Source organism: Streptomyces sp. NPDC006643, assembly GCF_042870175.1.
GTDB lineage: Bacteria > Actinomycetota > Actinomycetes > Streptomycetales > Streptomycetaceae > Streptomyces.
Genome location: NZ_JBIAHA010000005.1, coordinates 299,696 through 322,942, shown reverse-complemented (window position 1 = coordinate 322,942; position 23,247 = coordinate 299,696). Strand labels below are relative to the sequence as shown.

Sequence of the window (23,247 nt, the reverse complement as noted above, 5' to 3'; positions counted from 1 at the left end):
CACTAATCCACCCGAAGGCTTCATCGTTCGACTTGCATGTGTTAAGCACGCCGCCAGCGTTCGTCCTGAGCCAGGATCAAACTCTCCGTGAATGTTTTCCCGACTGTGCCCATTGAAGAGCGCGGGTGACACCACGAGAGCGGAACAGTCAACCGGAATAAGGCTGACCGTTCACAGCGTCCTCGCTGTGTTTCTATCAAAGGAACCTCAACCCGATCCACGAAACCGTGAACCAGGCCGGGGTATCAACATATCTGGCGTTGACTTTTGGCACGCTGTTGAGTTCTCAAGGAACGGACGCTTCCTTTGGTCCCGTTTCCGGGTCCCTCCGGGCTTCCCTTCGGTTCTTGCTGTGTTGCTGTCTTGCGTTTCCGACTCTATCAGACTCTTTTCGCGTCTCACTTCTCATGGAGAAGCAGTCTCGATTAAGAGATCCAACGGCCTTTGGATTGGCCCTTTGCCTTTCAGCGAGCCCGACATTATCAGAAACATCCGGGCCGAACTAAATCGGCCGCTGTGATTCGAATGATGTATCGGAAAGCCCTGCGGAGATTCGATTCCCGCTCAGGGCCGAGTAGACATTAACCACTGCTCTCGAACTTGTCCAGCTTCGAGGCAACCGTTCAAATCTACCTCCCCACACAGACCCTGTCAACGATCGGCAGCAATCTTTGTGGAGCGGAGAGGAGACTAACAGGTCAGCGACCCGCAACGCACATCAGGCTGCCGTGGGCAGTTGGGCGCTCTGGTCGGCGCTCTCCACGTCGCCCGTGTCGCCGGCGCGGGCCGCTCGGCCGCCGAGCACGTACACGTATGCCAGGAAGGCCAGTTCGGAGAAGACACCAATCGCGATGCGCCCCCATGTGGGCAGGCCGGACGGGGTCACGAAGCCCTCGATCAGGCCCGACACGAAGAGGATCAGCGCCAGGCCGATGGCCATGCCCACGGCTGCTCGGCCCTGTTGGGCGAGCGCTGTTCGACGGGTGTACGGGCCGGGGTCGATCAGGGTCCAGCCGAGGCGCAGGCCCGTACCCGCGGCGACGAACACAGCCGTCAGTTCGAGCAGTCCGTGGGGAAGGATCAGGCCGAGGAACGTGTCCAGTCGGCCGGCGGACGACATCAGGCCGATGCCGATGCCGAGGTTGAGCATGTTGAGGAAGAGGATCCAGATCACCGGGAAGCAGAGGAAGGCGCCGAGGACGAGGCACATGGCGGCGGCCTGGGCGTTGTTCGTCCACACCTGGGCCGCGAAGGACGCCGCCGGGTGACTTGAGTAGTAGGTCTCGTACTCGCCGCCGGGACGGGTCATCCGGCGGAGGTCTTCGGGGGCCGCTATCGCCGACTGGACCTCGGGGTGCGCGGCTATCCACCAGCCGATGATGGCGGCGACGAGCACCGAGAGCAGCGCCGTCGGTACCCACCAGTGGCGGGCGCGGTACACGGCGGCGGGGAAGCCCGCCGTAAGGAAGCGGGCGGCGTCGCGCCAGCTGGAGCGACGGGTGCCGGTGACCACCGAGCGGGCGCGCGCGACCAGTTGTGTCAGGCGCCCGATGAGCATGGGGTCCGGGGCGCTGGACTGGATCAGGGAGAGATGGGTGGCCGTGCGTTGGTAGAGGGCGACGAGTTCGTCCGCCTCGGCTCCGGTGAGGTGCCGTCCACGGCGCAGGAGAATGTCCAGGCGGTCCCACTCGGGTCGGTGGGCCGTCACGAAGACGTCGAGATCCATGGTCGGCTGCTGCTCCAGGCACTGGGTGCGTACGGTCCGTACTACTGCGGCGCGTTGCAGGCCAGCTTGGCAGACTGAGCGGTCCGGGGGCAGAGAAGGTCGGCGAAGGGTGGCATCGGTGAACGAGCTTGTGACGGGCGACGCGGTCGTATTGGGGCTGCGCCCCGCGAAGCTGCCGAGCCGGGCGTTGGCCGTCGTCATTGATCTGGTGGTGGTGTGGGCCGCATACATCGTGGTGTCGATCGTTCTCACCATCGCGACGGACTCGCTGGACACGGCCGCGGTGGCGGCGCTGGCGGTCGCGAGCTTCCTTCTCATACCGGTGGGCGTGCCGATTGCGGTGGAAACCCTCAGTCATGGGCGTTCGTTGGGGAAGCTGGCGTGCGGGCTGCGGGTGGTGCGTGACGACGGCGGGCCCATTCGCTTCCGTCACGCGCTGGTGCGCGGGGCGATGGGTGTGGTGGAGCTGCTGATGTCCTTCGGCGTGATCGCTTGCATCGCTTCGCTCGCATCGGCCCGTGGACGGCGCGTCGGGGACCTCTTCGCGGGGACGTTGGTCGTACGCGAGCGGGTGCCCGCCGACCGGGCCCGTGCCGTACCGCCTCCGCCGCCGTGGCTCGTCGGCCGGTTCTCCGAGCTGGATCTGTCCTCGGTGCCCGACGATCTGTGGCTGGCCATACGGCAGTACCTGACTCGGATGGGGCAGCTCGACGCCGCCGTCGGCTGGTCGATGTCGCAACGGCTGGCCGACGATCTGGCCGCGCGTACGGGCGTGCCGCTGCCGCCGGGTGTGCCGCCGGCCGCGTATCTGGCGGCCGTGGTGAACGAACGGCAGGCGAGGGACGCGCGGCGCGCGTTCGGCTCCGCGACTGCCGCCACCGTTGCCGCTCCCACGACCGGCCCCGTCAGCGCACCGGCGCCGCGTCCCCCGCACGTACGTCGGCCCGTGGTCGAGCAGCCTGACGGAGCACAGCAGGACGCGCCGCAGGACGTGGCGGCTCCCCCGGTCTCGAAGTTCGCGCCGCCCGCCTAGGCGGCGTCAGGGCAGGGCCGATGGCGGGGTTTCGAGGTCTTCCAGCTCGATGCCCGGCGCCGCCAGGACCACGTCCCCGCTGATGTGGACGCTGTGCTGCTCCCCGGTGTCCAGGGCGCTGACCTGGTACTCGTCCACGGTCAGGGGCCCATTGTCAGTGGCATGCGCTTCACTTCTCATCAGCGCCCAGGACTGGTCGACAGTGCGGGGGGCGAGGACCGGGTCGGTGAAGGCGACCAGACGGACCCGGGTCGCGGGGGAAGCGGGAGTGAGGCGGAGAAGGCGGGTGATCGCGATGAGAAACGCGGGGGATGTGCCGGTGAAGGCGTGGGCGCGGACGTTGCCTTCGGTGGCCTCCGTACCGGTGGGGTCGGTGCGGACCCAGGTGACGCCTTCGAGCGCGGCGGCGCGGACCCGCCAGCTCGCCGCGTGCAGTTCGAGCCTGATGGGGCGGCCGAGTTCGTCGAGGGTGAGGTCGACGGAGCCGGCGTGGTCACCGGAGGGGGCGGTGATCTGGGAGACGTAGCGCCAGCCCGAGGGGCCCGGCGCGCAGTGGAAGTGTTCTTCGCCCAGGGGGGTGTGGTCGTGCGGGTCGTGGAGTGAGTAGCGGCCACGGGGCATGTGCGGGAGTCCTTCGGTGTCCTCGGGGGGTGTGCCGTGAGACCGCACGGAGTACCGCCCGCGAGACACGGACCGCCTGGACCGGAAGCCGGTGGGACCAGGGGTCGGAGAGCGGGGCAGGCCCCCAACACGGGGGTGTGGGGGCCTGCCCGTACCGCTGGTGTCAGCGGCGGGTGCGTGTGGGTCAGTAGCGGTACTGGTCGGGCTTGTACGGGCCTTCGACCTTCACGCCGATGTACGCGGCCTGCTCGGGGCGGAGCGTCGTGAGCTTCACGCCGAGCGCGTCGAGGTGGAGGCGGGCGACCTTCTCGTCGAGGTGCTTGGGCAGCACGTAGACGTTGGTCGGGTACTCCTCCGGCTTGGTGAAGAGCTCGATCTGGGCCAGGGTCTGGTCCGCGAAGGAGTTGGACATCACGAAGGAGGGGTGCCCGGTCGCGTTGCCGAGGTTCAGCAGGCGGCCCTCGGACAGCACGATCAGCGTCTTGCCGTCGGGGTAGGTCCAGGTGTGGACCTGCGGCTTGACCTCGTCCTTGACGATGCCCGGGGTCTTCGCGAGACCGGCCATGTCGATCTCGTTGTCGAAGTGGCCGATGTTCCCGACGATCGCCTGGTGCTTCATCTTGGCCATGTCCGAGGCCATGATGATGTCCTTGTTGCCCGTCGTGGTGACGAAGATGTCGGCGATGCCGACGACGTCGTCCAGCGTCGAGACCTGGTAGCCGTCCATCGCCGCCTGGAGCGCGCAGATCGGGTCGATCTCGGTGATGATCACGCGGGCGCCCTGGCCGCGCAGGGATTCCGCGCAGCCCTTGCCGACGTCGCCGTAACCGAAGACGACGGCGACCTTGCCGCCGATGAGCACGTCGGTGGCGCGGTTGATGCCGTCGATCAGCGAGTGGCGGCAGCCGTACTTGTTGTCGAACTTCGACTTGGTCACGGCGTCGTTCACGTTGATCGCCGGGAAGAGGAGGGTGCCCTCGCGGTGCATCTCGTAGAGACGGTGGACACCGGTCGTGGTCTCTTCGGTGACGCCGCGGATCTCGGACGCCAGGAGGGTCCACTTCTGCGGGTTCTCGGTGAGAGTGCGGTTGAGCAGACGGAGGATGTAGCCGTACTCCTCGCTGTCCGCCGTGTCCGGGTCCGGGGCCGCGCCGGCCTTCTCGAACTCGACGCCCTTGTGGACGAGCAGAGTGGCGTCGCCACCGTCGTCAAGGATCATGTTCGGGCCGGCGGTGGAGACGCCCGGCCAGGTCAGGGCCTGCTCCGTGCACCACCAGTACTCTTCGAGCGTCTCGCCCTTCCAGGCGAAGACGGGGATGCCCTGCGGGTCGTCCGGGGTGCCGTTGGGGCCGACGGCGATCGCGGCGGCGGCGTGGTCCTGGGTGGAGAAGATGTTGCAGGACGCCCAGCGGACGTCGGCGCCGAGCGCGACCAGCGTCTCGATGAGGACGGCGGTCTGGACCGTCATGTGCAGGGAGCCGGTGATGCGGGAGCCCGCGAGGGGCTGCGCCTCGGCGTACTCCTTGCGGATCGACATCAGGCCGGGCATCTCGTGCTCGGCGAGGGTGATCTCCTTGCGGCCGAACTCGGCAAGCGAGAGATCGGCGACCTTGAAGTCCTGTCGGTTGGCGACAGTGGTCATAGCGAGCTGCTCCTCGTAAAGGGGTCGAGGGTGGGTACGGCTGACTGTGCGGCGGCGGGCATACGAATGCCCGGACGTACGCAACGCAGTCCGTCGGAGGCCCTCTCTCCCTCGGCCGGTCCGCGCCGCAGACCGCCCGACCGCCATCAGCAGCGACGTCTGGCTCTGCTGACGAATCTACACCGATCGGCGCAGCGCCTTACAGCCCACCGGGGTTGGATGGCCCGCCGCCGCGCGCGAGGAGGCCCCGGCGCGAGGTGCGCCGGGGCCTCCTTACGGATGCGATGAGCTGGTCAGTGGTCCTTGTCGGCCTCGGGCGCCAGCTCGTCCTCTGTGACGCCCGGCGACTTGGCGGGGTTGGTGCCCTTCGCCGCCGCCGCCGCGCTGTAGATGTCCGGCTCCAGGTAGATCACACGGGCGATCGGGACCGCTTCGCGGATCCGGTTCTCGGCCGCGTTGATCGCCTGCGCGACCTCGGCCGCCGTGTCGTCGTGCTCGACCGCGATCTTGGCCGCCACCAGCAGCTCCTCGGGGCCGAGGTGGAGCGTGCGCATGTGGATGATGCCGGTGACGACGTCGCCGTCGACCATCGCGGCCTTGATCTTCTCCACGTCCTCCAGACCGGCGGACTCGCCGAGCAGCAGGGACTTCGTCTCGGCGGCCAGGACGATCGCGATCACGATGAGCAGGACACCGATGCAGAGCGTGCCGATGCCGTCCCACACGCCGTTGCCGGTGCCGAGCGCCAGGCTCACGCCCACGAGCGCGAGGATCAGACCGACCAGCGCGCCGAGGTCCTCAAGGAGGACGACCGGAAGCTCGGGAGCCTTGGAGTGCCGGATGAACTCCTTCCACGAGCGCTTGCCGCGCGTCGCGTTGGACTCGACGATCGCCGTGCGGAACGAGAGCGACTCGACGATGATCGCGAACACCAGGACGCCGACGGGCCAGTACCAGGCCTCGATGGCGTGCGGGTGCTTGATCTTCTCGTAGCCCTCGTAGATGGCGAACATGCCACCGACGGAGAAGAGCACGATGGAGACGAGGAACGCGTAGATGTAACGCTCGCGGCCGTATCCGAAGGGGTGCTCCGGGGTCGCCTCGCGCTTCGCCTTCTTGCCGCCGAGGAGCAACAGTCCCTGATTGCCGGAGTCGGCGAGGGAGTGCACGCTCTCGGCGAGCATCGACGACGAACCACTGAAGAGGAACGCCACGAACTTGGCTACTGCGATCGCGAGGTTGGCGGCGAGCGCCGCCACGATCGCCTTGGTTCCGCCTGACGCGCTCATGGGTGCGGTGGATCCCTTCATCGGTCTGCGGCCCTGGCGCCGCGGTACGGCGGGACATTGTTGCAGTCGCGGAAGCGGACCGTACCCCAAGCGGTGTTTCAGGCGATGACGGTGGCCCGGAAGACCGTGCCCGTACCGGTCAGTTCGGTCTTTTCGCCCGCGGGGACGAAGACCGAACCACCGGGGGTGAGGTCGACGTCGTTGGCACGCGGTGTGCCCTCGGTGCAGAGGAGGATCTGGGGGGTGCCGACGGTGAGTTCGCGGGGTGCGGCGCCGGGGGCCAGGGTGTAGCGGGACAGCCGGAACTCGTCGATCGGGGTGTCGTACAGCTCCTCGCCGGCCGGCGAGGCCTCGGGGCGGAGTACGGCGGGGTCGGTCGCCTCGAAGCGTACGACGCGGAGCAGTTCCGGTACGTCGACGTGCTTGGGGGTGAGGCCGCAGCGCAGGACGTTGTCGGAGTTCGCCATGATCTCGACGCCCAGGCCGGTCAGATACGCGTGCGGGACGCCGGCGCCGAGGAAGAGCGCTTCGCCGGGCTGGAGTCGTACGTGGTTGAGCAGCATCGCCGCGATGACACCGGGGTCGCCGGGGTAGTGGTGGGCGATCGACACATATGGCGAGTACTCGCCGCCGAGGCGTGCCGCCGCTTCCGCCGAGGAATGAACCGTGTGGGACATCTCGTCGGGGTCGGCGGTCAGCACGGCGGTGAGGACTTCGCGCAGCGCGGCCTCCTCGGGATGTGCGTGCAGGAGGTCCACGTACGGCTTGAGCGAGTCGACGTCCAGCCGGGCGAGAAGGTCCGCGGTCTCGGCGGGGTCGCGGAAGCCGCAGAGGCCGTCGAAGGGGGTGAGGGCGCAGATCAGTTCGGGCTTGTGGTTGGCGTCCTTGTAGTTGCGGTGCGGCGCGTCGATGGGGACGCCCTGGCGCTCCTCCGCCGCGTAACCCTCCTTCGCCTGGGCGAGGTTGGGGTGGACCTGGAGGGAGAGAGGTGCGCCTGCGGCGAGGATCTTAAGGAGGAAGGGGAGGCGTGGACCGAACTTCTTGACGGTGGGGGCACCGAGTTCGGCCTCGGGGTCGGCGGCGATGAGGTCGGAGAGCGGGTGGTCGAGGGGGGTGGTGGTGCGGTTGACACGGGACGGGGCCCCCGGGTGGGCGCCCATCCACATCTCGGCTTGGGGCTCGCCGGTGGGGGCGGTGCCGAGCAGCTCCGGGATGGCTGTCGTGGAGCCCCAGGCGTAGGGGCGCACGGTGTTGGAGAGGCGGTCCATGGGTGCTTCCTTGTCGCGGGACGTACGAGGCAGGTGCGGCGATGAGTTGACCGCGCGGTGGTGATTGACGTGCGGTGGCGAGTTCAGGACAGGGGTGAGGGACAAGGTGAGAAACGGCTGAAGTTCTTTGTGTGGGAGGGGCGTTCAGTGGGCGGGGCGGTCGCCGTGCCCGATGTCGGTCGGGGTCATTCGCGGTTGCCTGAGGCCAGGGCCAGGTAGACGGCCGTGAAGTCGGTGATGGCGACGAGTTCCGCGAGGGCTTCGAGTTCGCTGCCCTCCTGCGGCTCCAGCTCGCTGATGGCCGTCTCGTGGCTGATGGCGAGTTCGCGGGCGGCGGGGGCGGCGGTCAGTCCGCCGACCGGGCGGTCGCGGAGCAGCACGACCCGGGCGCGCAGGGCCTGGGGCTCCTCGACGCGGTCGCGGAAGAAGTCGTCGGGGTCCGCGGCGCCGCCGGCGAAGTCGCCGCCCAGGAGGAGGCCGTGGGCGGGCAGGGCGCCGGGCAGCTCGGCCGCGAGCGCGGGGCGGCCGGACAACTCGGCGAGTACGGCGGCGAAGCGGCGCCCGACGGGGGCGGCGGCCGTGCCTTCCGTCCAGATCAGCGGGAGGTTGTCGGCGAGTTCGGCGGCGAGCGTCTTGGCCGGGTTGCTGTATGTCGCGATGGCCGGGCCGCAGCGTTCCGCCGTGCTGTCGAGGCGGTCGGCGACGAGTTGAAGCGTCTCGGCCGGGGCCGTGAGCAGTCCGACGCGGTCGAGCAGCGAGAGAAGGGGGGTGAACAACGCCCAGAGGGCACCCGGGCTGGCGGCCTGGATCTCCTCGTACTGCTCCTGCGGTGTGGGGGCCATGGGCACGGTGAGACCGTGTGTGCCGCCGACGGCCTCGCTGAGCGGGGACTGACGCGGGGCGACGGCGACGACGGTGCAGCCCCGGCGGTACGCCTGCTCGGCAAGGAGGGCGAGGCCGGGTTCACCGCCGTCGGTGGTGGCGATCAGGAGGAGGTCGACGGAGCCGGCCCAGCCGGGGAGCGTCCAGCGCAGGGCGCCCGCAGCGGGAGCCACGCCCGTGGGGCGCAGCAGGATGACGGGTGCGGCGGCACCGGCGAGCGCGCCGAGGAGGTCGGCGACACCGAGCGCGGCGGTGCCGGAGCCCGCGAACAGGACGGCGCGGGGGCGGCCCTCCGGGTTGAGCTGCTCTATGCCCGCCTCGGAGGCGTGCCGGACAGCGGTACGTACGCGTGCTCCGGCTTCGGCGGCACCCAGGAGAAGCCCGCGGTGGTCGGCGCGGGCCAGCGCGTCCGGCGCGTCGAGCAAGGACTCGTCGAGCATGGCGGGTGGGTCTCCGATCGTTGCGCGGGCCTGCGGAGCCGGCTGTCCTCAGGCGGGGCGGCGGGCCTCGTCGACGAGGAGTACGGGGATGTCGTCCCGGACCGGGTAGGCCAGGCCGCAGTCCGTGCCGGTGCAGATCAGCTCGGGGGTGTCGGCCGAGGTGTGGTCGCTGAGCGGCGCGTGGCAGGCCGGGCAGGCGAGGATCTCCAGGAGGCCGGCTTCGAGCGGCATGTGGTGGGTGTCCCTTCGAACGAGCTGAGGTGGTGGTGCGGTGCGGGGTGATGCGGATTGGGCCACGTCAGCCTACCGCCGTGGGGTGGAGTGAGGAGCGTTCCGGGCGGTGGGGCCGACGGCGAGGCCCGCGGCGCTGCTCCCCGTACCCGCCCCGCCCTGAAACCGGGGCGGGCCCGGGACCCCGGAGCCCGCCCCGGCCGACCGGCCGGCCGCCCCGGCCGCTGCGACCGCTGCGACCGCCCGGGCCCCAGGTCGCCCCGTGCCGCTCAGGTGCGGATCAGAGCCAGCGTCTCGTCTCTGATCTTGGTCATCGTCGGTTCGTCGCGGGCCTCCACGTTGAGGCGTAGCAGCGGTTCCGTGTTGGAGGCGCGGAGGTTGAACCACCACTCGGGGGTGCTCACCGTCAGGCCGTCGAGGTCGTCGAACGTGACGTCGTCGCGATCGGCGAAGGCGTTCCGTACGGCGGTCAGGCGGGCTGTCTGGTCGTCCACCGTGGAGTTGATCTCGCCCGAGCCGGCGTACCGGTCGTAGGAGGCGACGAGTTCGGACAGTGGGCCGCTCTGGCCGCCGAGCGCGGCCAGGACATGGAGCGCGGCGAGCATGCCCGTGTCCGCGTTCCAGAACTCGCGGAAGTAGTAGTGCGCGGAGTGTTCGCCGCCGAAGATCGCGCCGGTGCGGGCCATCTCCGCCTTGATGAAGGAGTGGCCGACGCGCGTACGGACCGGGTTGCCGCCGCGCTCCTTGACGACCTCGGGGACGGACAGGGAGGTGATGAGGTTGTGGATCACCGTGCCGCCCGGGTGCTTGGCGAGTTCACGCTCGGCGACCAGGGCCGTGATCGCCGACGGTGACACTCCCCTCCCCCGCTCGTCGACGACGAAGCAGCGGTCCGCGTCGCCGTCGAAGGCCAGGCCCAGGTCCGCGCCTTCGGAGAGCACCCGCGCTTGGAGGTCCACGATGTTGCGGGGATCGAGCGGGTTGGCCTCGTGGTTGGGGAACGTGCCGTCCAGCTCGAAGTACATCGGGACCAGGTCGACGGCCAGCCCCGCGAAGACCGTGGGGACGGTGTGGCCCCCCATGCCGTTCCCCGCGTCGACCACGACCTTCAGCGGGCGGTTCGCCGAGAGGTCGACCAGGGACAGCAGATGTGCCGCGTAGTCGTTCAACGTGTCACGCTGGGTGAGCGTTCCCGGCTTGGCCGCGTTCTCCGGGGGGCCCTCCGCCAGCCAGGTCTCGACCAGTTGACGGATCTCGGCCAGGCCGGTGTCCTGCCCCACCGGCGCGGCGCCCGCGCGGCACATCTTGATGCCGTTGTACTGAGCCGGGTTGTGCGACGCGGTGAACATCGCACCGGGCAGGTCTAGGGCCCCGCTCGCGTAGTACAGCTGGTCCGTCGAGCAGAGCCCGATCAGCGTGGCGTCCGCCCCGCGCCGCACGGCGCCCTTGGCGAAGCTCGCCGACAGATGGGGCGAAGAGGGCCGCATGTCGTGACCGACGACGATCGCCGTGGCGCCCGTGACCTCCACGAAGGCCGCTCCGAAAAGCTCGACGAGCCGGTCGTCGAGCTGATCCGGATAAACGCCACGTACGTCGTACGCCTTCACGATCTGGCCCAAGTCGGCCACGGCCACCCCTCCTGAGGTCTCTGCGGACAGTCAGCACAAACTACCCGCGCTGCGGCCGAGGTCCGAAGGACAGGCCCTACGGAAGCATCCACCCGAGTACGAAGGTGCTCTGGCCCACCACGATCAGGCACATCACCAACAGCAGCCCGAGACTCCACGGCAGGACCTTCCTCAGGAGGTCGCCCTCCTTGCCCGCGAGGCCGACCGCGGCGCACGCGATCGTCAGGTTCTGCGGAGAGATCATCTTGCCGAGCACACCACCGGAACTGTTCGCCGCCGCCAACAGCTCGGGCGACAGGCCGGATTCGCGTGCGGCCGTGACCTGGAGGGCGCCGAAGAGCGCGTTGGCGGAGGTGTCGGAGCCGGTGACGGCGACGCCGAACCACCCCAGCACGGGCGAGAGGAACGCCAGTCCCGCGCCCGCGGCGGCGACGAAGTGGCCGATGGTGGCCGCCTGTCCGGAGAGGTTCATGACGTACGCGAGCGCCAGTACGGACACGACCGTGAGAATCGCGTACCGCAGTTCGTGCACCGTGGCCGCCCACTCCTTCAGCGCGTCCTTCGCCTTGAGTCCGATCACCCCGGCCGTCAGGAGGCCCGCGACCAGGACGAGCGTGCCGCCGGTCGAGACGAGTGGCAGTGAGAAGACGTTGGCCCCGACCGACTTCCCCTCCGAGTCGGCGACGTCGAGGAACGGCCAGTCGAAGGACTGAGTCGCCTTGGCCAGCAGGTCCTTGACCGGCGGGATCTGGGCGAGGGAGAAGATCACCACGATCAGTCCGTAGGGGGCGTAGGCGCGGACGACGTCGCGGCGGTCGTCCTCGACGTCCAGGTCCTCACTGCGTACGCCCTTCAGTACGGAGGTCCGCACCGCCTCGTCGGCGGGCCTGCGCGCGCTCGGTACGGCGAGCAGCGCCGCCGCGCCCACCAGCGCGGCCCCGATGTCGGCGAGTTGGGCGGAGACGAAGTTGGACGCGACGAACTGCGCGGCACCGAAGGCGAGTCCGCACGCCAGCGCGGGCGCCCACGTCTCACGCAGACCCCGCTTGCCGTCGACGAGCCCGACGAGCACCAGGGGCACGACGACGGCGAGCAGCGGCGTCTGGCGGCCGACGACGGAGGCGACGGTGTCCAGCGGCAGTCCGGTCACCTGGGCCAGCGTCACCACCGGCGTACCCATCGCGCCGAAGGCCACGGGCGCGGTGTTGGCCACGAGGGCGACGACCGCCGCCTTCACGGGGTCGAAGCCGAGCGCCACCAGCATCACGGCGGAGATCGCGACGGGGGCGCCGAAACCGGCGAGCGCTTCGAGGAGTGCGCCGAAACAGAAGGCGACGACGAGTGCCTGGATGCGCGGGTCGTCGGAGAATCGCCCGAACGAGCGGCGCAGGATGTCGAAGTGCTGGGTACGGACCGTCATCCGGTACACCCAGAGGGCGTTGACGACGATCCACATGATCGGGAAGAGACCGAAGACGACACCCTGCGCGCCGGCGGAGACGGTCTGGCCGATCGGCATCCCGAAGGCGAGCCAGCCGACCAGGACGGCGACGGCCAGGCCGATCAGTCCGGCGCGATGAGCCTTCATACGGACGGCGCCGAGCAACACCAGCACGGTGACCAGGGGAAGCGCGGCGACCAGGGCGGAAAGGCCGAGTGAATCGGCGACGGGTTCCAGTTGCTGTTCGAACACGAAAGGCCTCCGAATTCCGCGATGCGGAAAGTGATCTCTCACGACTGGGAGGCATGATCGTGTCCACGACAAGTGAGGTCAATGGCCCACACAGGATCCGTCACGGAAACCGACGCGACGGGAGGCGACGGAGCGCGACGGAATCAGTACGACGCGGGACGCTCGGCGAGGAGAGGCCTGCCCGCGGATTCGCCGTGAATGCGGCCGGACTCAGGAATCGGGGGAACGCAGCACCCGCAGATGCCCGCGGCGCCCGACCTCCGACTGGTCCGCGGCACGCGGCCCGTTGCCGCCGGGTCCGCCCGCGCGCTCCGGCGGGCGCGCCGCCTCACGCACGGCGTTCGCCAAGGCCTCGAGATCGTCACCGCTGGGCCGGGCCGGCGCCGAGCCGTCCGTGAGCCGCACGACCTCCCAGCCGCGTGGCGCGGTCAGTCGCTCGCTGTGTTCGGCGCACAGGTCATAGCAGTGGGGCTCGGCATACGTGGCGAGCGGGCCGAGGACCGCGGTCGAATCGGCATAGACGTACGTCAGTGTCGCGACAGCGGAACGGCCGCACGCGGTGCGCGAACAGCGACGTACAGGGCTCACGATGTTGGACGGTACCGCACTCTTGAGCGGGCCGCGACGACTCTCCCTCGCGCCACCCGCCCGTGTCGTGACGCGGTGTTCACCCCGCCCGGCGTGCCCGTAACTGCCCTGACCTGCACGGAAAGAGAGGTAACCAGCCAATCACCGTCTGTGATTCAGTCACCACTTGGGGCAAATCCCGCCGATGACAGCGAGCGCCACGATCCGGCGGACCTAGCGAAACGAGCCCAAGCTTGGCCGGAATGCTCAATTTGCGACATGCTGTCCGGCGGGCTCGGGGGGCCGCCGCGGTGGCTCTCCGGAGAGCTACGCTGCGTCAGTGATGGACAGTCCCGTACCGCAGCAGCCGACCGAGCCGAGACCGCGCCGCCGAGACCGCCACGGACGCGGGATGCGGGGGCCCGTCGCCCCGCCACAGGTCCCGCTCTCGGCGAGCCGCTCGGATTCGTTCCGTGATCTCGTACGGGACTCCGTGGAACGGTTGGAGCGGCGCTGGCCCCAGCTCGCGGAGATCGACTTCCTGGTGCTCGACGTGCCCGGCGCGGAGGACGAGTCGGTGCCGCTCGGCCGGTCCGTCCCCGAGGGCAAGGACCGGCCCGCGCGGATCGTCGTGTACCGGCGGCCTGTCGAGATCCGTACGAAGAACCGCGAGGAGCGCGCCATGCTCGTCCACGAGGTCGTGGTCGAGCAGGTCGCCGAACTGCTGGGGCTCTCACCGGAGTCGGTCGACCCCCGGTACGGCCAGGACTGAACCGACCGGGCCGCCCGCTCCCCGGCCCGGCGTCACTTCAGTACGTCCCCGGGCCGGCGTCACTTCAGTACGGAGAGGTCTTCCTTCGTCGCCGGTACGGACACCATGCCGCGGTCGTCCGGGAGCGTCTGCACCGTGAACATCGGTACGCCGTCCTGCGTCACCGCCAGGGTGCGCGCCGCGTGGACCGGACCGCCCGACTCGGGCTCGACCGTCAGCGCGTACGAGCCCTTCAGCCCCGCGGGCACGGGCGGGGTGACGGCCAGCGTCGTGCCGGCCTTGACCGTGTACGTCTTGACGACCTGCTCACCGCCGCCGCTGCCCGCCGAGGCCGTGACCTTCACCGTTCCCGCCTTGTCCGGCGCGGTGAGCGACAGCGTCGAGCCCTTGGCCCGGTTGTCGGGGGCCGTCGCGCGCTCCGTCACCGGGCCGGTCGCCGGGATGAAGGCGACCTCCTGGTCGGCGCCCTTGCCCCGGACGACGCGCAGCGCGGCGACCACCGGGGTCTCGCGCCCGCCGTCGGCCGGGCCGATACGTACGGAGCCGGCCTCGCCCCTGGTGACCTCTCCCAGGTCGAGCGAGGCCGTCATGCCCGACTTCACGTTGAGCGGTTCGGCGGCGGAGGAGGGGACGATCGTGCCGGTCTTGCCCGCCAGCTGCACCTTCAGTTCGGCGTCGTCCTCACCGGGTGCGAAGACCACCAGTCGTACGGAGGTGGCGTCGGCGGGGATTCCGGGGAGCACCGCGCGGGGGGCGGCGTCGGCGGAGGCGGCGAGCCAGTCGCCGCCGATCTTCTCGTCGGTGGCGTTCACCACGGCGCCCACGCGGCCGGTGCGGGTGCTGACGTGGACGGTGACGTTCGGCTCGTCCTCGCCGGTGAGGGTCGACAGCAGGACCGGGACGCTGGAGCGCGCCGGGACCGGAATCCCCTCCCCCGTATCGGACTTGAGCAAACCTTCCTTGCCGTACAGGGCGATGTCGACGACGGCCCCCGTGTCGTCGGGGTTGGTGAGGTGGACGTAGTCCTGGCGCGACTTGTCCGTGGACGCTCCGGGGAACCAGAAGTCGGTGTCGGGGGCGGTGCAGGTCATGCCGAGCAGCCCGCGCGAGTCGCCGGCCGTGATCGTGGTGGTCTGCTGAGCGCTCCAGCCGGGCGCGAGAGCGCCCGTGGCGGTGCCGACGAGCGCGGGGGCGTCCGCGCCCTTCTTGGTCCCGGAGACGGGCTTGCCGGGCTCCTTGAGGGCCAGGAACGGTTTGACCTTGGCGTCCGCTCCGTCCGCCCTGGCTGCCCCGTCCGCCGCGGACTCCTTCGACGCGTCGTCCTTCGCCTCGTCGTCCTCGGCCTTGTCGTCGTCCGTCTTCTTCTCGTCGTCGGCGGGGTCCGTGTCGGCCAACGGCTGCGCGGACGGCGCCAGTTCGGCCGCGCCACCCGTGCCCGCGCCCGTCGTTCCGGCCGGCGTGAAGGACGTGTACTCGGTCTCGGCCAGCTCCGACGTGCTCGGCGCGGGACAGAGCAGACTGCTGCGCTCCACGGGAAGCCGCGCGGGCGTCTTCGCCGCCGCCGTCGTGTCGACGGGGTCGGGCGCGCTGACCGCGGCGAACCCGGTGACCGCCGCGAGCGCCGTCGCGGCAGCGATGAGGGAGAGGGTGGTGCGGTTCACTGGTTGCTGCTCCCGTCGGGACGCTGCTCGTTCTCGTTGCCGTCGTGGTACGGCTGTTGGGCGCCGGAGTAGGGCTGCTGCCCTTCCGCGTACGGCTGTTGGACGACGTAGCCGTACTGGTCGTACTGCACCTGACCCTGCTGGTACGGGTCCGCCGGGTACTGCGGGTAGATCTGGTACCCGTCGGCGTCGTACTGGGGAGCACCTTCGTACTGAGCGGCGCCTTCGTACTGCTGGGCAGCGCCCTCGTACTGCTGCGCGCCCTGGTAGGGGACGCCCTCGTACTGCTGCCGCTCGTCCTGTCCGCCTTGGTACTGCTGTTCGTTCGTGCCATACGAGCCGTAGTCCGCGCCCTGGTAGGCGGTCTGGGCCTGCTGCCCGTCCCACTCTCCGTAAGACGGCTGCTGCGGCACAGCGGCGGCGGCGACGTACGGGGCCTCGTCCGGCACCGGCGGTACGCCCTCGAAGGCGGCGGCGTCCTCCGCGCTCTCCGTCCCCGCTTCCTTCGCCGTCTCCGCCTCGGCCTGTGCGGCGGCCCGCAGCCTGCGCGCCCGGCGCCCCTCGCCCGACACGGGCTCCGCGGGCACCTCGGCGCCCTCCTCGGGCAGATCGTCGTCGATCTCCTTGCGCCGCCCCGGCAGGGCGAGCACGAGCAGTACGACGGCGAGCGCGCCCTGCGCCCAGATCCACGCGGTGTGGGTGAACGGGTCCTCGTAGGTGAGGTCGAGCCTGCCGCCCTCGGCGGGGAGTTCGAATCCCTGCGCCCAGCCGTCGACGGTCGTCTTCTCCAGGACGCGGCCGTCGAGGGTGGCCTGCCAGCCTTCGGCGGCCCGGTCGGCGATCCGCAGCACCCGCCCGGCCTTTCCGGCCGGGATGTCGGTGTGGGCCTCGACCGTGGACGAGCCGACGGGCAGCGGCTCGGCGTCGCTCTCGCCCTCGATGATCGTGGCCCGGGAGATCTGCCGGTCGACGCGCCACAGCGCGCTGCCGTCGAGCTGGCTGAGCCGGCTGAGGCCGGGGGTGGAGTCGAGCACGCGCGACATCTGCGCCGGGGCGCCGTCACGCACCAGGACGTAGCGGATCGCGAAGCCGCTGAGCTGGTCGGTCTGGTCGGCGCCGGAGCCCGCGACAAGGCGTCCGACGACCTTGTCGAGCCCGGGGTCGCTGCCGCCCGACTCGGTCAGCTCGGCGTCACCGAGCCGGCCGCCGGAGCCGCGTACGAGCGAGTACGAGACCTCGGCGGCCGACGTACCACCGAGGACGAGCGTGCGGGGCTGGTCGCGGGTGATGCTCTCCTCGGCGACGAACGCCGGTACCTGCACCGGGTCGCGCCGCTCCAGCGGGCCGGAGGCGCCGCTGATCATCCAGCCGCCCGCCGCGAGCAGCGGGGCCGCCACGGCAGCGAGGGCGATGACCGCCGCGACGGGCTGGCGCCAGCCGAAGCTCTGGCTGGCGACGCGTTCCTTGGCGCCGTCGGCGCCGAGGACGGCCGCCGCGATGAGCGCGAGACCGTAGACGAGGGTGGCGGGGCCGGCCCAGCCGGAGTTGTTCGCGAGGACGGCGAAGACCAGCGCCACGAGGGCGGCCACCCAGGCCGCGCGCACCGCGAACTGCCGCTCGCCGCGCAGCAGCGCGGCCAGTGCGGCCAGGACGACACCGATCAGCAGCACGCCGCCCGCGGTCTTGGGACCGCCGGGGCTCATGCCGAGCAGATCGAGCGCGGTGGCCTGTCCCGTACCGAATTCCAGTCCCGCCTCCTTGAAGAGGTCGGACGGAGCCGTCAGTAGCGAGAGTGACCAGGGCGCCAGTACGAGCAGCGGGGTGCCGACCACGGCCAGCAGGCGCAGCCCGTACGCCACGATGTCGTCGCGGCGCAGGACCAGGACGGCGATACCGAGGACGAGCGCCAGCGGCCAGACGATGGGCGTGAACGCCATCACGAAGGTGAGCAGGCAGGTGTACGCCCAGGTGGCGCGCCAACTCCCGCGCGCTGAGCTGTCGCTGCCCTCGGCGCGGAATCCGTATGCCGCGACGGCCGCGCGCGCGATCAGCGGCAGCAGGACGGCCAGCACGGCCGTCCCGAGCCGCCCGGTGGCCAGGGCGCCGGTGGCGGCGGGCAGGAAGGCGTACGCGACGCTCGCCCAGGCCCGCAGGAGCTTCGACTCAATGAGCGGCCGGGAGGCGAAGTACGCGGTGACTCCGGCCAGCGGGACGGAGCAGACGAGGAGCAGGGTCAGCGCGAAGCCGGTCGAGCCGAGGAAGAGCGCCGACAGGGCCGCGAGGATCGCGAGGTACGGCGGCGCGGTCTGCGTGCCGCCCGTACCGATGGGGTGCCAGCCGTCGGTGTAACGCGACCACAGGTCCGACACGTCCGGGGGCGCGGGCAGCAGCGCGCCGCCCGCGAGTGCGCCGCCGCCGAGCAGTGCCCGGCAGGCGACGAGGGAGACGAGGAGCAGTACGGCGAACAGGACGGGGCCGGGCTTGTGCGCGAGGCGTTTCAGCCGCGCGAACTGCTCGACCTCCAGGAAGTCCGCGTCGTCCCCGCCGGGGCCCGACTCCACCGCGCCGTGGCGTGAGCCACCGGCTTCGGTCTCAGAGCCGCCACCGAGGCTTCCAGCTACTTGCTCGACCGTTGCCCGGACGGTGGCGCCGGGTGGCGGGAAAAGCGCGCGGAGTTCGCTCGGCTCCACGACGCCTTTGCCTCGTCGTTTTCGCGCGCCGATGATTCTGCCGGGGCGCAGGAGCGTGCCGAACAGACCCATGACCTCGTCGACGGCCTGTCCGGGCGCCTTGCCCACCAGATAGGCGACGGTGCGCAGGAGTGTGCCGACGACGAGCCGCAGTAGTACGTAGGGCAGCACGGCGCCGCGTGAGTTGACGAGCATCGTGTAGACGGCGCCGGCCTTGTCGACACGGTGCGGGTTGACGACGGAGCGGCCCGCGCAGTCGACGGTGCGGCGCTCGCGTGCGGCGGCCTCGGCGTGCCGCAGGACGGCGTCGGGTGCGACGAGCACCCGGTGTCCGGCGGCGTGCGCGCGCCAGCACAGGTCCACGTCGTCGCGCATCAGGGGAAGTCTGCGGTCGAAGCCGCCGAGTTCCTCCCAGACGTCCCGGCGGATGAGCATGCCGGCGCTGGAGACGGAGAGCACGGTGCGGACCTGGTCGTGCTGGCCCTGGTCCTGTTCGCGCCGGTCGAGGCCGGTCCAGCGGCGTCCGCTGTTGGCGATGGAGACGCCGACCTCCAGCAGCTGCTTGCGGTCGTACCAGCCGCGCAGCTTGGGTCCGACGATCGAGGCGTGCGTGTCGCTGTCGACGACGCGCAGGAGTTCGGCGAGGGCGTCGGGGTCGGGCGCGCAGTCGTCGTGGAGCAGCCACAGCCACTGCACGGGCTCGCCGTGCGGCAGTTCGGGCATGTCGTACGCGTCGTCCTGCCAGGTTCTGGTGACAGGGTCCCAGCCGCTCGGCCGTTTCAGATACGGCAGGTCGTCGGGCGTGAGGACGCCGGCGGTACGGACCGCCTCCTCGACGGCCGTACCGAAGCTGGTGCGGCGGGCGAGGTGGACGACGCGGTCGGGGCCGAGCGATTCGGTGAGCAGCGTGGCCGATTCGTCGGCGCTGCCGGTGTCGGCGGCGATGACGTTCTGTACGGGGCGTTCTTGGCCGATCAGCCCGGCGAGGGCGTCGGGGAGCCAGCGGGCACCGTCGTGGGAGACGAGCACCGCGGTCACGACGTGCCGCGGGTACTCCGGTGCGGTGGCTGAATCGAACGCGGCTGTGGTGGCGGACATCGAGGTAGGGGCCCTCCGGCCGGGGGGGTCGCCCCGACGGGGCGTTGGGGCGTCTCGGACGGGGCCCCACACTAACGGTAGGAACAACCACCGGATCGCCGAGCGCCTGGACAAAGCGGACTACCGGGGAGACAGCACCGGGCCGCGCCGCCCGCGCCGGTCACGACAACGGTCCGCCGCCTGCGAAGAGGACGCAGACGGCGGACCGTTCAGAAAATTCGCGCTACAGGCGCGACAGGCGCGCGAGGTGGTGCGAGGTGTTGCGCGGGCTATCGCGCGGGGTGCGGTCGGAGAATGGCCGGAACTGTTCAAACCGCGGCCTTCTTGAGTCGGCGGCGCTCACGCTCGGACAGACCGCCCCAGATACCGAATCTCTCGTCGTTGGCGAGGGCATACTCCAGGCATTCGGAGCGGACCTCACAGGCGAGACAGACCTTCTTCGCCTCGCGGGTGGAGCCGCCCTTCTCGGGGAAGAAGGACTCGGGATCGGTCTGGGCGCACAACGCGCGCTCCTGCCAGCCGAGTTCCTCGTCCGCGTCCTCGACCAGCAGTTGTTCGAACAGCTCGGTCATGTGCGCCCCTCGTCTGTCTTTACGTCCCCGTGCTTGCGGCCGTTACCGTTTTCGGCCGAACGACACGAGTGAAATTACAAGTGTGCGGATACGAGCCAGTCAAGCCGAGATCTGCTATTGGTCCCGGTATTCACTCTGCGGAACCAAGGCTATGCGGAAAGTGTTCAAATCACCAAAAACCTGACACATGCCACTGGCCTGCCCGCATCCACTCCTCCCCGAGGGAGACGCCCAGAGCCTGGACGATGTTGCGATCCAGCCACGGAAGCGATCCGAATCACAGCCTGATCACGGGAGCGCGACGGTGTTTGCGAGCACGACTGCTGCGCCATGTCTCCACGTCAGCGGGTGCACAAACCTTTCTCCGAACTCCGTAACTGGATGAGGTGAAACATTGCCGCCAAATCGGTCATTGAGTTGACAAGCGGGAACCGTTCCCGCCACCTTTGAATGCATGCCGGTCACCTCAGCCTCGTACGCGATCCACACCCGTGGATTCCGCAGCGCTGCCCAGACCCGCTGTTGCTGTTCCTGTTGTCCGTGCTGTTGAGCCACTGAAGCTCCGGCCGAACATCTCGTTCCCCCCGGTTGTTCTCCCCTTCTGCCGAGGACCCTCCACACCCATGAACAGCGACAGCGACCTTCAGATCGCAGGCGACCTCCTTGAGGTGCCGCACCTTCTCCAGCCCGTCCGTGAGCATCCGGACACCGTGGCCGAATTCGCCGGGCTGGCCCGTGCCATCGCCGCCGACCGCGCACGGTGGGCGGCGCTCGTCCGGTACGACGCCGCGAGCCGCTGGTACCACCGGCTCGGCACCGGCCCCGGCTACGAGGTGTGGCTGCTCTCCTGGGTGCCCGGCCAGCGCAGCGGACTGCACGACCACGGCCGCTCGTCCGGCGTCCTGACCGTCCTCGACGGCGAACTGACGGAGCGTACGCAAACGGCGGGCCGGACGCTCGGCGGCGGCGCGCAGCGGGTCTTCGCGCCCGGTTACGTCCACGAAGTGGTCAACGATTCGCTCGAACCGGCCGTGAGTCTGCACATCTACTTCCCGGGTCTGACCGAGATGCCGATGCACTCCGCCCGGTGCGCCCCGGCGGCCCAGGATGTCGTACCCGCCTGACAAACTGCACAGCATGCGCATTGTGGTTCTGGCCGGCGGTATCGGTGGTGCCCGTTTTCTGCGTGGCCTCAAACAGGCCGCGCCCGACGCGGACATCACGGTGATCGGCAACACCGGTGACGACATCCATCTGTTCGGGCTGAAGGTCTGCCCGGACCTCGACACGGTGATGTACACCCTCGGGGGTGGCATCAATGAGGAGCAGGGCTGGGGACGTGAGGGCGAGACGTTCCAGGTCAAGGCGGAGCTCGCGGCGTACGGGGTGGGGCCCGAGTGGTTCGGGCTCGGCGACCGTGACTTCGCCACCCACATCGTCCGCACCCAGATGCTGGGCGCCGGTTATCCGCTGAGCGCGGTCACCGAGGCGCTCTGCGCGCGCTGGAAGCCCGGGGTCCGGCTGCTGCCGATGTCCGACGACAGGGTCGAGACGCACGTCGCCGTCGATGTGCCGGACAGCCCCACGGGCGAGCGCAAGGCCGTGCACTTCCAGGAGTACTGGGTGAAGATGCGCGCCTCCGTGGACGCGCACGCGGTCGTGCCCGTCGGCGCCGACCAGGCCAAGCCGGCGCCGGGCGTGCTGGACGCCCTCGCCCAGGCCGACGTCATCCTCTTCCCGCCGTCCAACCCCGTGGTCAGCATCGGCACCATCCTGGCCGTGCCGGGGATCAGGGAGGGCATCGCCGACGCCGGGGTGCCGGTCGTCGGGCTCTCCCCGATCGTCGGGAACGCGCCCGTGCGCGGCATGGCCGACAAGGTCCTCGCGGCGATCGGCGTCGAGTCGACGGCCACCGCCGTGGCGCAGCACTACGGTTCGGGGCTGCTGGACGGCTGGCTGGTCGACACGGTGGACGCCGCCTCGGTGGCGGAGATCGAGGGCGCGGGGATCCGCAGCAGGGCCGTCCCGCTGATGATGACCGACCTGGACGCGACCACCGCGATGGCGCGTGAGGCGCTGGCGCTGGCCGAGGAGGTGCGGGCGTGATGTCCGACGACGCGGAGGTGGCGTCCTACAGCGTGCGGGCGCTCACAGGGCTGCCGGAGGTGCGCGCGGGTGACGACCTCGCGAAGCTGATCGTCGCGGCGGGCCCGGGTCTCGTCGACGGGGACATCCTCCTCGTGACGTCGAAGATCGTGTCCAAGGCCGAGGGCCGGATCGTCCGGGCGCCGGACCGCGAGGCGGCGATCGACGCGGAGACGGTGCGCGTCGTCGCGCGGCGCGGGCCGCTGCGGATCGTGGAGAACCGGCAGGGTCTGGTGCTGGCCGCGGCCGGCGTCGACGCGTCCAACACCCCTTCGGGGACGGTGCTGTTGCTGCCCGAGGATTCCGACGCCTCGGCGCGCGCGATCCGGGACGGGCTGCGGGACGCGCTGGGCGTGGACGTCGGCGTGATCGTCACGGACACGTTCGGCCGGCCCTGGCGCAACGGGCTGACGGACGTCGCGATCGGCGCGGCGGGAGTGCGGGTCCTGGACGACCTGCGAGGCGGTACGGACCCGCACGGCAATCCGATGAGCGCGACGGTCGTCGCTCTCGCCGACGAACTGGCCGCCGCCGGTGACCTGGTGAAGGGCAAGGTCGCCGGACTGCCGGTGGCGGTCGTGAGCGGGCTGGCCCGGCTGGTGGGCGAATCGGCCGACACCGCGCGGGAGTTGGTGCGGGTCGCGGCCGACGACATGTTCCGGCTCGGGACGTCAGAAGCGGTACGGGAAGCGGTCACCCAGCGGCGTACGGTCCGGGAGTTCACCGACGAGCCGGTCGATCCGGGCGCGGTACGGCGCGCGGTCGCCGCGGCCGTGACGGCGCCGGCTCCGCATCACACGACGCCGTGGCGGTTCGTCCTGCTGGAGACGCCCGAGTCGCGCGTCCGGCTCCTCGACGCGATGCGGGACGCGTGGATCGCGGACCTGCGCCGCGACGGCAAGTCCGAGGAGTCGGTGGCCAAGCGGGTGCGGCGCGGGGACGTGCTGCGTGCCGCGCCGTATCTGGCGGTGCCGTGCCTGGTGGCGGACGGCGCGCATACGTACGGGGACGCGCGCCGTGACACGGCGGAGCGCGAGATGTTCGTGGTCGCGACGGGCGCCGGTGTGCAGAACTTCCTGGTGGCGCTGGCGGGTGAGGGGCTCGGCTCGGCATGGGTGTCGTCGACGATGTTCTGCCGCGACGTCGTACGGGACGTGCTCGAACTGCCCGCGAACTGGGACCCGATGGGCGCGGTGGCGGTCGGGCACGCGGCGGCGGAGCCGAGGACGCGGCCGGGGCGGGCGGCGGAGGACTTCATCGCGGTGCGCTGAAGCGCGGGCGGCCTCGGC

At 70.4% G+C, this 23,247-nt stretch carries 18 protein-coding genes and 1 rRNA gene; 5 read left to right on the top strand and 14 right to left on the bottom strand.

Annotated elements, in window-relative coordinates; translation table 11 throughout:
* A 16S ribosomal RNA gene (locus ACFYNU_RS09770) occupies positions 1-92 on the bottom strand; the annotation flags it as partial.
* 626 nt (positions 93-718) lie between these two features.
* Entirely contained in the window at positions 719-1,726 is a 1,008-nt protein-coding gene (locus tag ACFYNU_RS09765) for a stage II sporulation protein M (RefSeq protein ID WP_356584563.1), read from the bottom strand.
* Between the two features lie 118 nt (positions 1,727-1,844).
* Here ACFYNU_RS09765 and ACFYNU_RS09760 point away from each other — a divergent pair, with 118 nt between their 5' ends.
* Positions 1,845-2,759 (top strand): RDD family protein, encoded by a 915-nt coding sequence (locus ACFYNU_RS09760; protein ID WP_356584562.1) that lies wholly within the window; start codon positions 1,845-1,847, stop codon positions 2,757-2,759.
* 6 nt (positions 2,760-2,765) lie between these two features.
* On the opposite strand, the gene ACFYNU_RS09755 is transcribed toward ACFYNU_RS09760, so the two are convergent.
* The 9 genes from ACFYNU_RS09755 to ACFYNU_RS09715 form a co-directional block, all read right to left on the bottom strand.
* Positions 2,766-3,380 (bottom strand): hypothetical protein, encoded by a 615-nt coding sequence (locus ACFYNU_RS09755; protein WP_356584561.1) that lies wholly within the window; start codon positions 3,378-3,380, stop codon positions 2,766-2,768.
* 184 nt (positions 3,381-3,564) lie between these two features.
* Complete coding sequence (gene ahcY, locus ACFYNU_RS09750) at positions 3,565-5,022, bottom strand: adenosylhomocysteinase (protein ID WP_356584560.1); 1,458 nt, start codon at positions 5,020-5,022, stop codon at positions 3,565-3,567.
* Positions 5,023-5,315: 293 nt separating this feature from the next.
* Complete coding sequence (locus ACFYNU_RS09745) at positions 5,316-6,311, bottom strand: cation diffusion facilitator family transporter (RefSeq protein WP_356584559.1); 996 nt, start codon at positions 6,309-6,311, stop codon at positions 5,316-5,318.
* A 98-nt stretch (positions 6,312-6,409) separates the two neighbouring features.
* The gene (gene manA, locus ACFYNU_RS09740) at positions 6,410-7,579 is read right to left on the bottom strand and encodes a mannose-6-phosphate isomerase, class I (RefSeq protein WP_356584558.1); all 1,170 of its coding nucleotides are present in this window, start codon (positions 7,577-7,579) and stop codon (positions 6,410-6,412) included.
* 185 nt (positions 7,580-7,764) lie between these two features.
* Positions 7,765-8,901, bottom strand: a complete 1,137-nt coding sequence (locus ACFYNU_RS09735; RefSeq protein WP_356584557.1) for an SIS domain-containing protein — start codon at positions 8,899-8,901, stop codon at positions 7,765-7,767.
* 48 nt (positions 8,902-8,949) lie between these two features.
* Complete coding sequence (locus ACFYNU_RS09730; RefSeq protein WP_356584556.1) at positions 8,950-9,132, bottom strand: Trm112 family protein; 183 nt, start codon at positions 9,130-9,132, stop codon at positions 8,950-8,952.
* Between the two features lie 269 nt (positions 9,133-9,401).
* On the bottom strand, positions 9,402-10,760 hold the full coding sequence (locus ACFYNU_RS09725; RefSeq protein ID WP_356584555.1) for a phosphomannomutase/phosphoglucomutase: 1,359 nt from the start codon (positions 10,758-10,760) through the stop codon (positions 9,402-9,404).
* Positions 10,761-10,836: 76 nt separating this feature from the next.
* The gene (locus ACFYNU_RS09720; protein WP_356584554.1) at positions 10,837-12,453 is read right to left on the bottom strand and encodes an L-lactate permease; all 1,617 of its coding nucleotides are present in this window, start codon (positions 12,451-12,453) and stop codon (positions 10,837-10,839) included.
* A 210-nt stretch (positions 12,454-12,663) separates the two neighbouring features.
* On the bottom strand, positions 12,664-13,044 hold the full coding sequence (locus ACFYNU_RS09715) for a DUF3499 domain-containing protein (protein WP_356584594.1): 381 nt from the start codon (positions 13,042-13,044) through the stop codon (positions 12,664-12,666).
* 319 nt (positions 13,045-13,363) lie between these two features.
* On the opposite strand from ACFYNU_RS09715, the gene ACFYNU_RS09710 reads away from it, so the two are divergent.
* Positions 13,364-13,792 (top strand): metallopeptidase family protein, encoded by a 429-nt coding sequence (locus ACFYNU_RS09710; protein ID WP_356584553.1) that lies wholly within the window; start codon positions 13,364-13,366, stop codon positions 13,790-13,792.
* Between the two features lie 59 nt (positions 13,793-13,851).
* Here ACFYNU_RS09710 and ACFYNU_RS09705 read toward each other — a convergent pair whose 3' ends face one another.
* The 3 genes from ACFYNU_RS09705 to ACFYNU_RS09695 form a co-directional block, all read right to left on the bottom strand.
* A complete protein-coding gene (locus ACFYNU_RS09705) occupies positions 13,852-15,453 on the bottom strand; it encodes a DUF5719 family protein (RefSeq protein WP_356584552.1) in 1,602 nt (533 codons plus the stop codon).
* A complete protein-coding gene (locus ACFYNU_RS09700; RefSeq protein ID WP_356584551.1) occupies positions 15,450-19,241 on the bottom strand; it encodes a glycosyltransferase in 3,792 nt (1,263 codons plus the stop codon). The genes ACFYNU_RS09705 and ACFYNU_RS09700 overlap by 4 nt, the downstream gene beginning before the upstream one ends.
* Positions 19,242-19,549: 308 nt before the next feature.
* Complete coding sequence (locus ACFYNU_RS09695; RefSeq protein WP_023541320.1) at positions 19,550-19,813, bottom strand: WhiB family transcriptional regulator; 264 nt, start codon at positions 19,811-19,813, stop codon at positions 19,550-19,552.
* A 623-nt stretch (positions 19,814-20,436) separates the two neighbouring features.
* On the opposite strand from ACFYNU_RS09695, the gene ACFYNU_RS09690 reads away from it, so the two are divergent.
* From ACFYNU_RS09690 to ACFYNU_RS09680, 3 genes are read left to right on the top strand one after another with little or no spacing between them, the layout of a single operon-like run.
* Positions 20,437-20,937 (top strand): cysteine dioxygenase family protein, encoded by a 501-nt coding sequence (locus ACFYNU_RS09690; protein ID WP_356584550.1) that lies wholly within the window; start codon positions 20,437-20,439, stop codon positions 20,935-20,937.
* Positions 20,938-20,950: 13 nt separating this feature from the next.
* On the top strand, positions 20,951-21,919 hold the full coding sequence (gene cofD, locus ACFYNU_RS09685; protein WP_356584549.1) for a 2-phospho-L-lactate transferase: 969 nt from the start codon (positions 20,951-20,953) through the stop codon (positions 21,917-21,919).
* Positions 21,919-23,229, top strand: coding sequence for a coenzyme F420-0:L-glutamate ligase (locus ACFYNU_RS09680; protein ID WP_356584548.1), 1,311 nt, complete (start codon positions 21,919-21,921; stop codon positions 23,227-23,229). Before cofD ends, ACFYNU_RS09680 begins: the two co-directional genes overlap by 1 nt.
* Positions 23,230-23,247: the final 18 nt, after the last annotated feature.

Bases quoted from the DNA above. Each gene is read 5' to 3' on its own strand.
- ACFYNU_RS09755 (WP_356584561.1), bottom strand. From the start codon at position 3,380: ATGCCCCGTGGCCGCTACTCACTCCACGACCCGCACGACCACACCCCC.
- ACFYNU_RS09695 (WP_023541320.1), bottom strand. From the start codon at position 19,813: ATGACCGAGCTGTTCGAACAACTGCTGGTCGAGGACGCGGACGAGGAA.
- ACFYNU_RS09765 (WP_356584563.1), bottom strand. From the start codon at position 1,726: ATGGATCTCGACGTCTTCGTGACGGCCCACCGACCCGAGTGGGACCGC.
- ACFYNU_RS09735 (WP_356584557.1), bottom strand. From the start codon at position 8,901: ATGCTCGACGAGTCCTTGCTCGACGCGCCGGACGCGCTGGCCCGCGCC.
- ACFYNU_RS09690 (WP_356584550.1), top strand. From the start codon at position 20,437: ATGAACAGCGACAGCGACCTTCAGATCGCAGGCGACCTCCTTGAGGTG.
- ACFYNU_RS09730 (WP_356584556.1), bottom strand. From the start codon at position 9,132: ATGCCGCTCGAAGCCGGCCTCCTGGAGATCCTCGCCTGCCCGGCCTGC.
- ACFYNU_RS09680 (WP_356584548.1), top strand. From the start codon at position 21,919: ATGTCCGACGACGCGGAGGTGGCGTCCTACAGCGTGCGGGCGCTCACA.
- manA (WP_356584558.1), bottom strand. From the start codon at position 7,579: ATGGACCGCCTCTCCAACACCGTGCGCCCCTACGCCTGGGGCTCCACG.
- cofD (WP_356584549.1), top strand. From the start codon at position 20,951: ATGCGCATTGTGGTTCTGGCCGGCGGTATCGGTGGTGCCCGTTTTCTG.
- ACFYNU_RS09710 (WP_356584553.1), top strand. From the start codon at position 13,364: ATGGACAGTCCCGTACCGCAGCAGCCGACCGAGCCGAGACCGCGCCGC.
- ACFYNU_RS09700 (WP_356584551.1), bottom strand. From the start codon at position 19,241: ATGTCCGCCACCACAGCCGCGTTCGATTCAGCCACCGCACCGGAGTAC.
- ACFYNU_RS09745 (WP_356584559.1), bottom strand. From the start codon at position 6,311: ATGAGCGCGTCAGGCGGAACCAAGGCGATCGTGGCGGCGCTCGCCGCC.
- ahcY (WP_356584560.1), bottom strand. From the start codon at position 5,022: ATGACCACTGTCGCCAACCGACAGGACTTCAAGGTCGCCGATCTCTCG.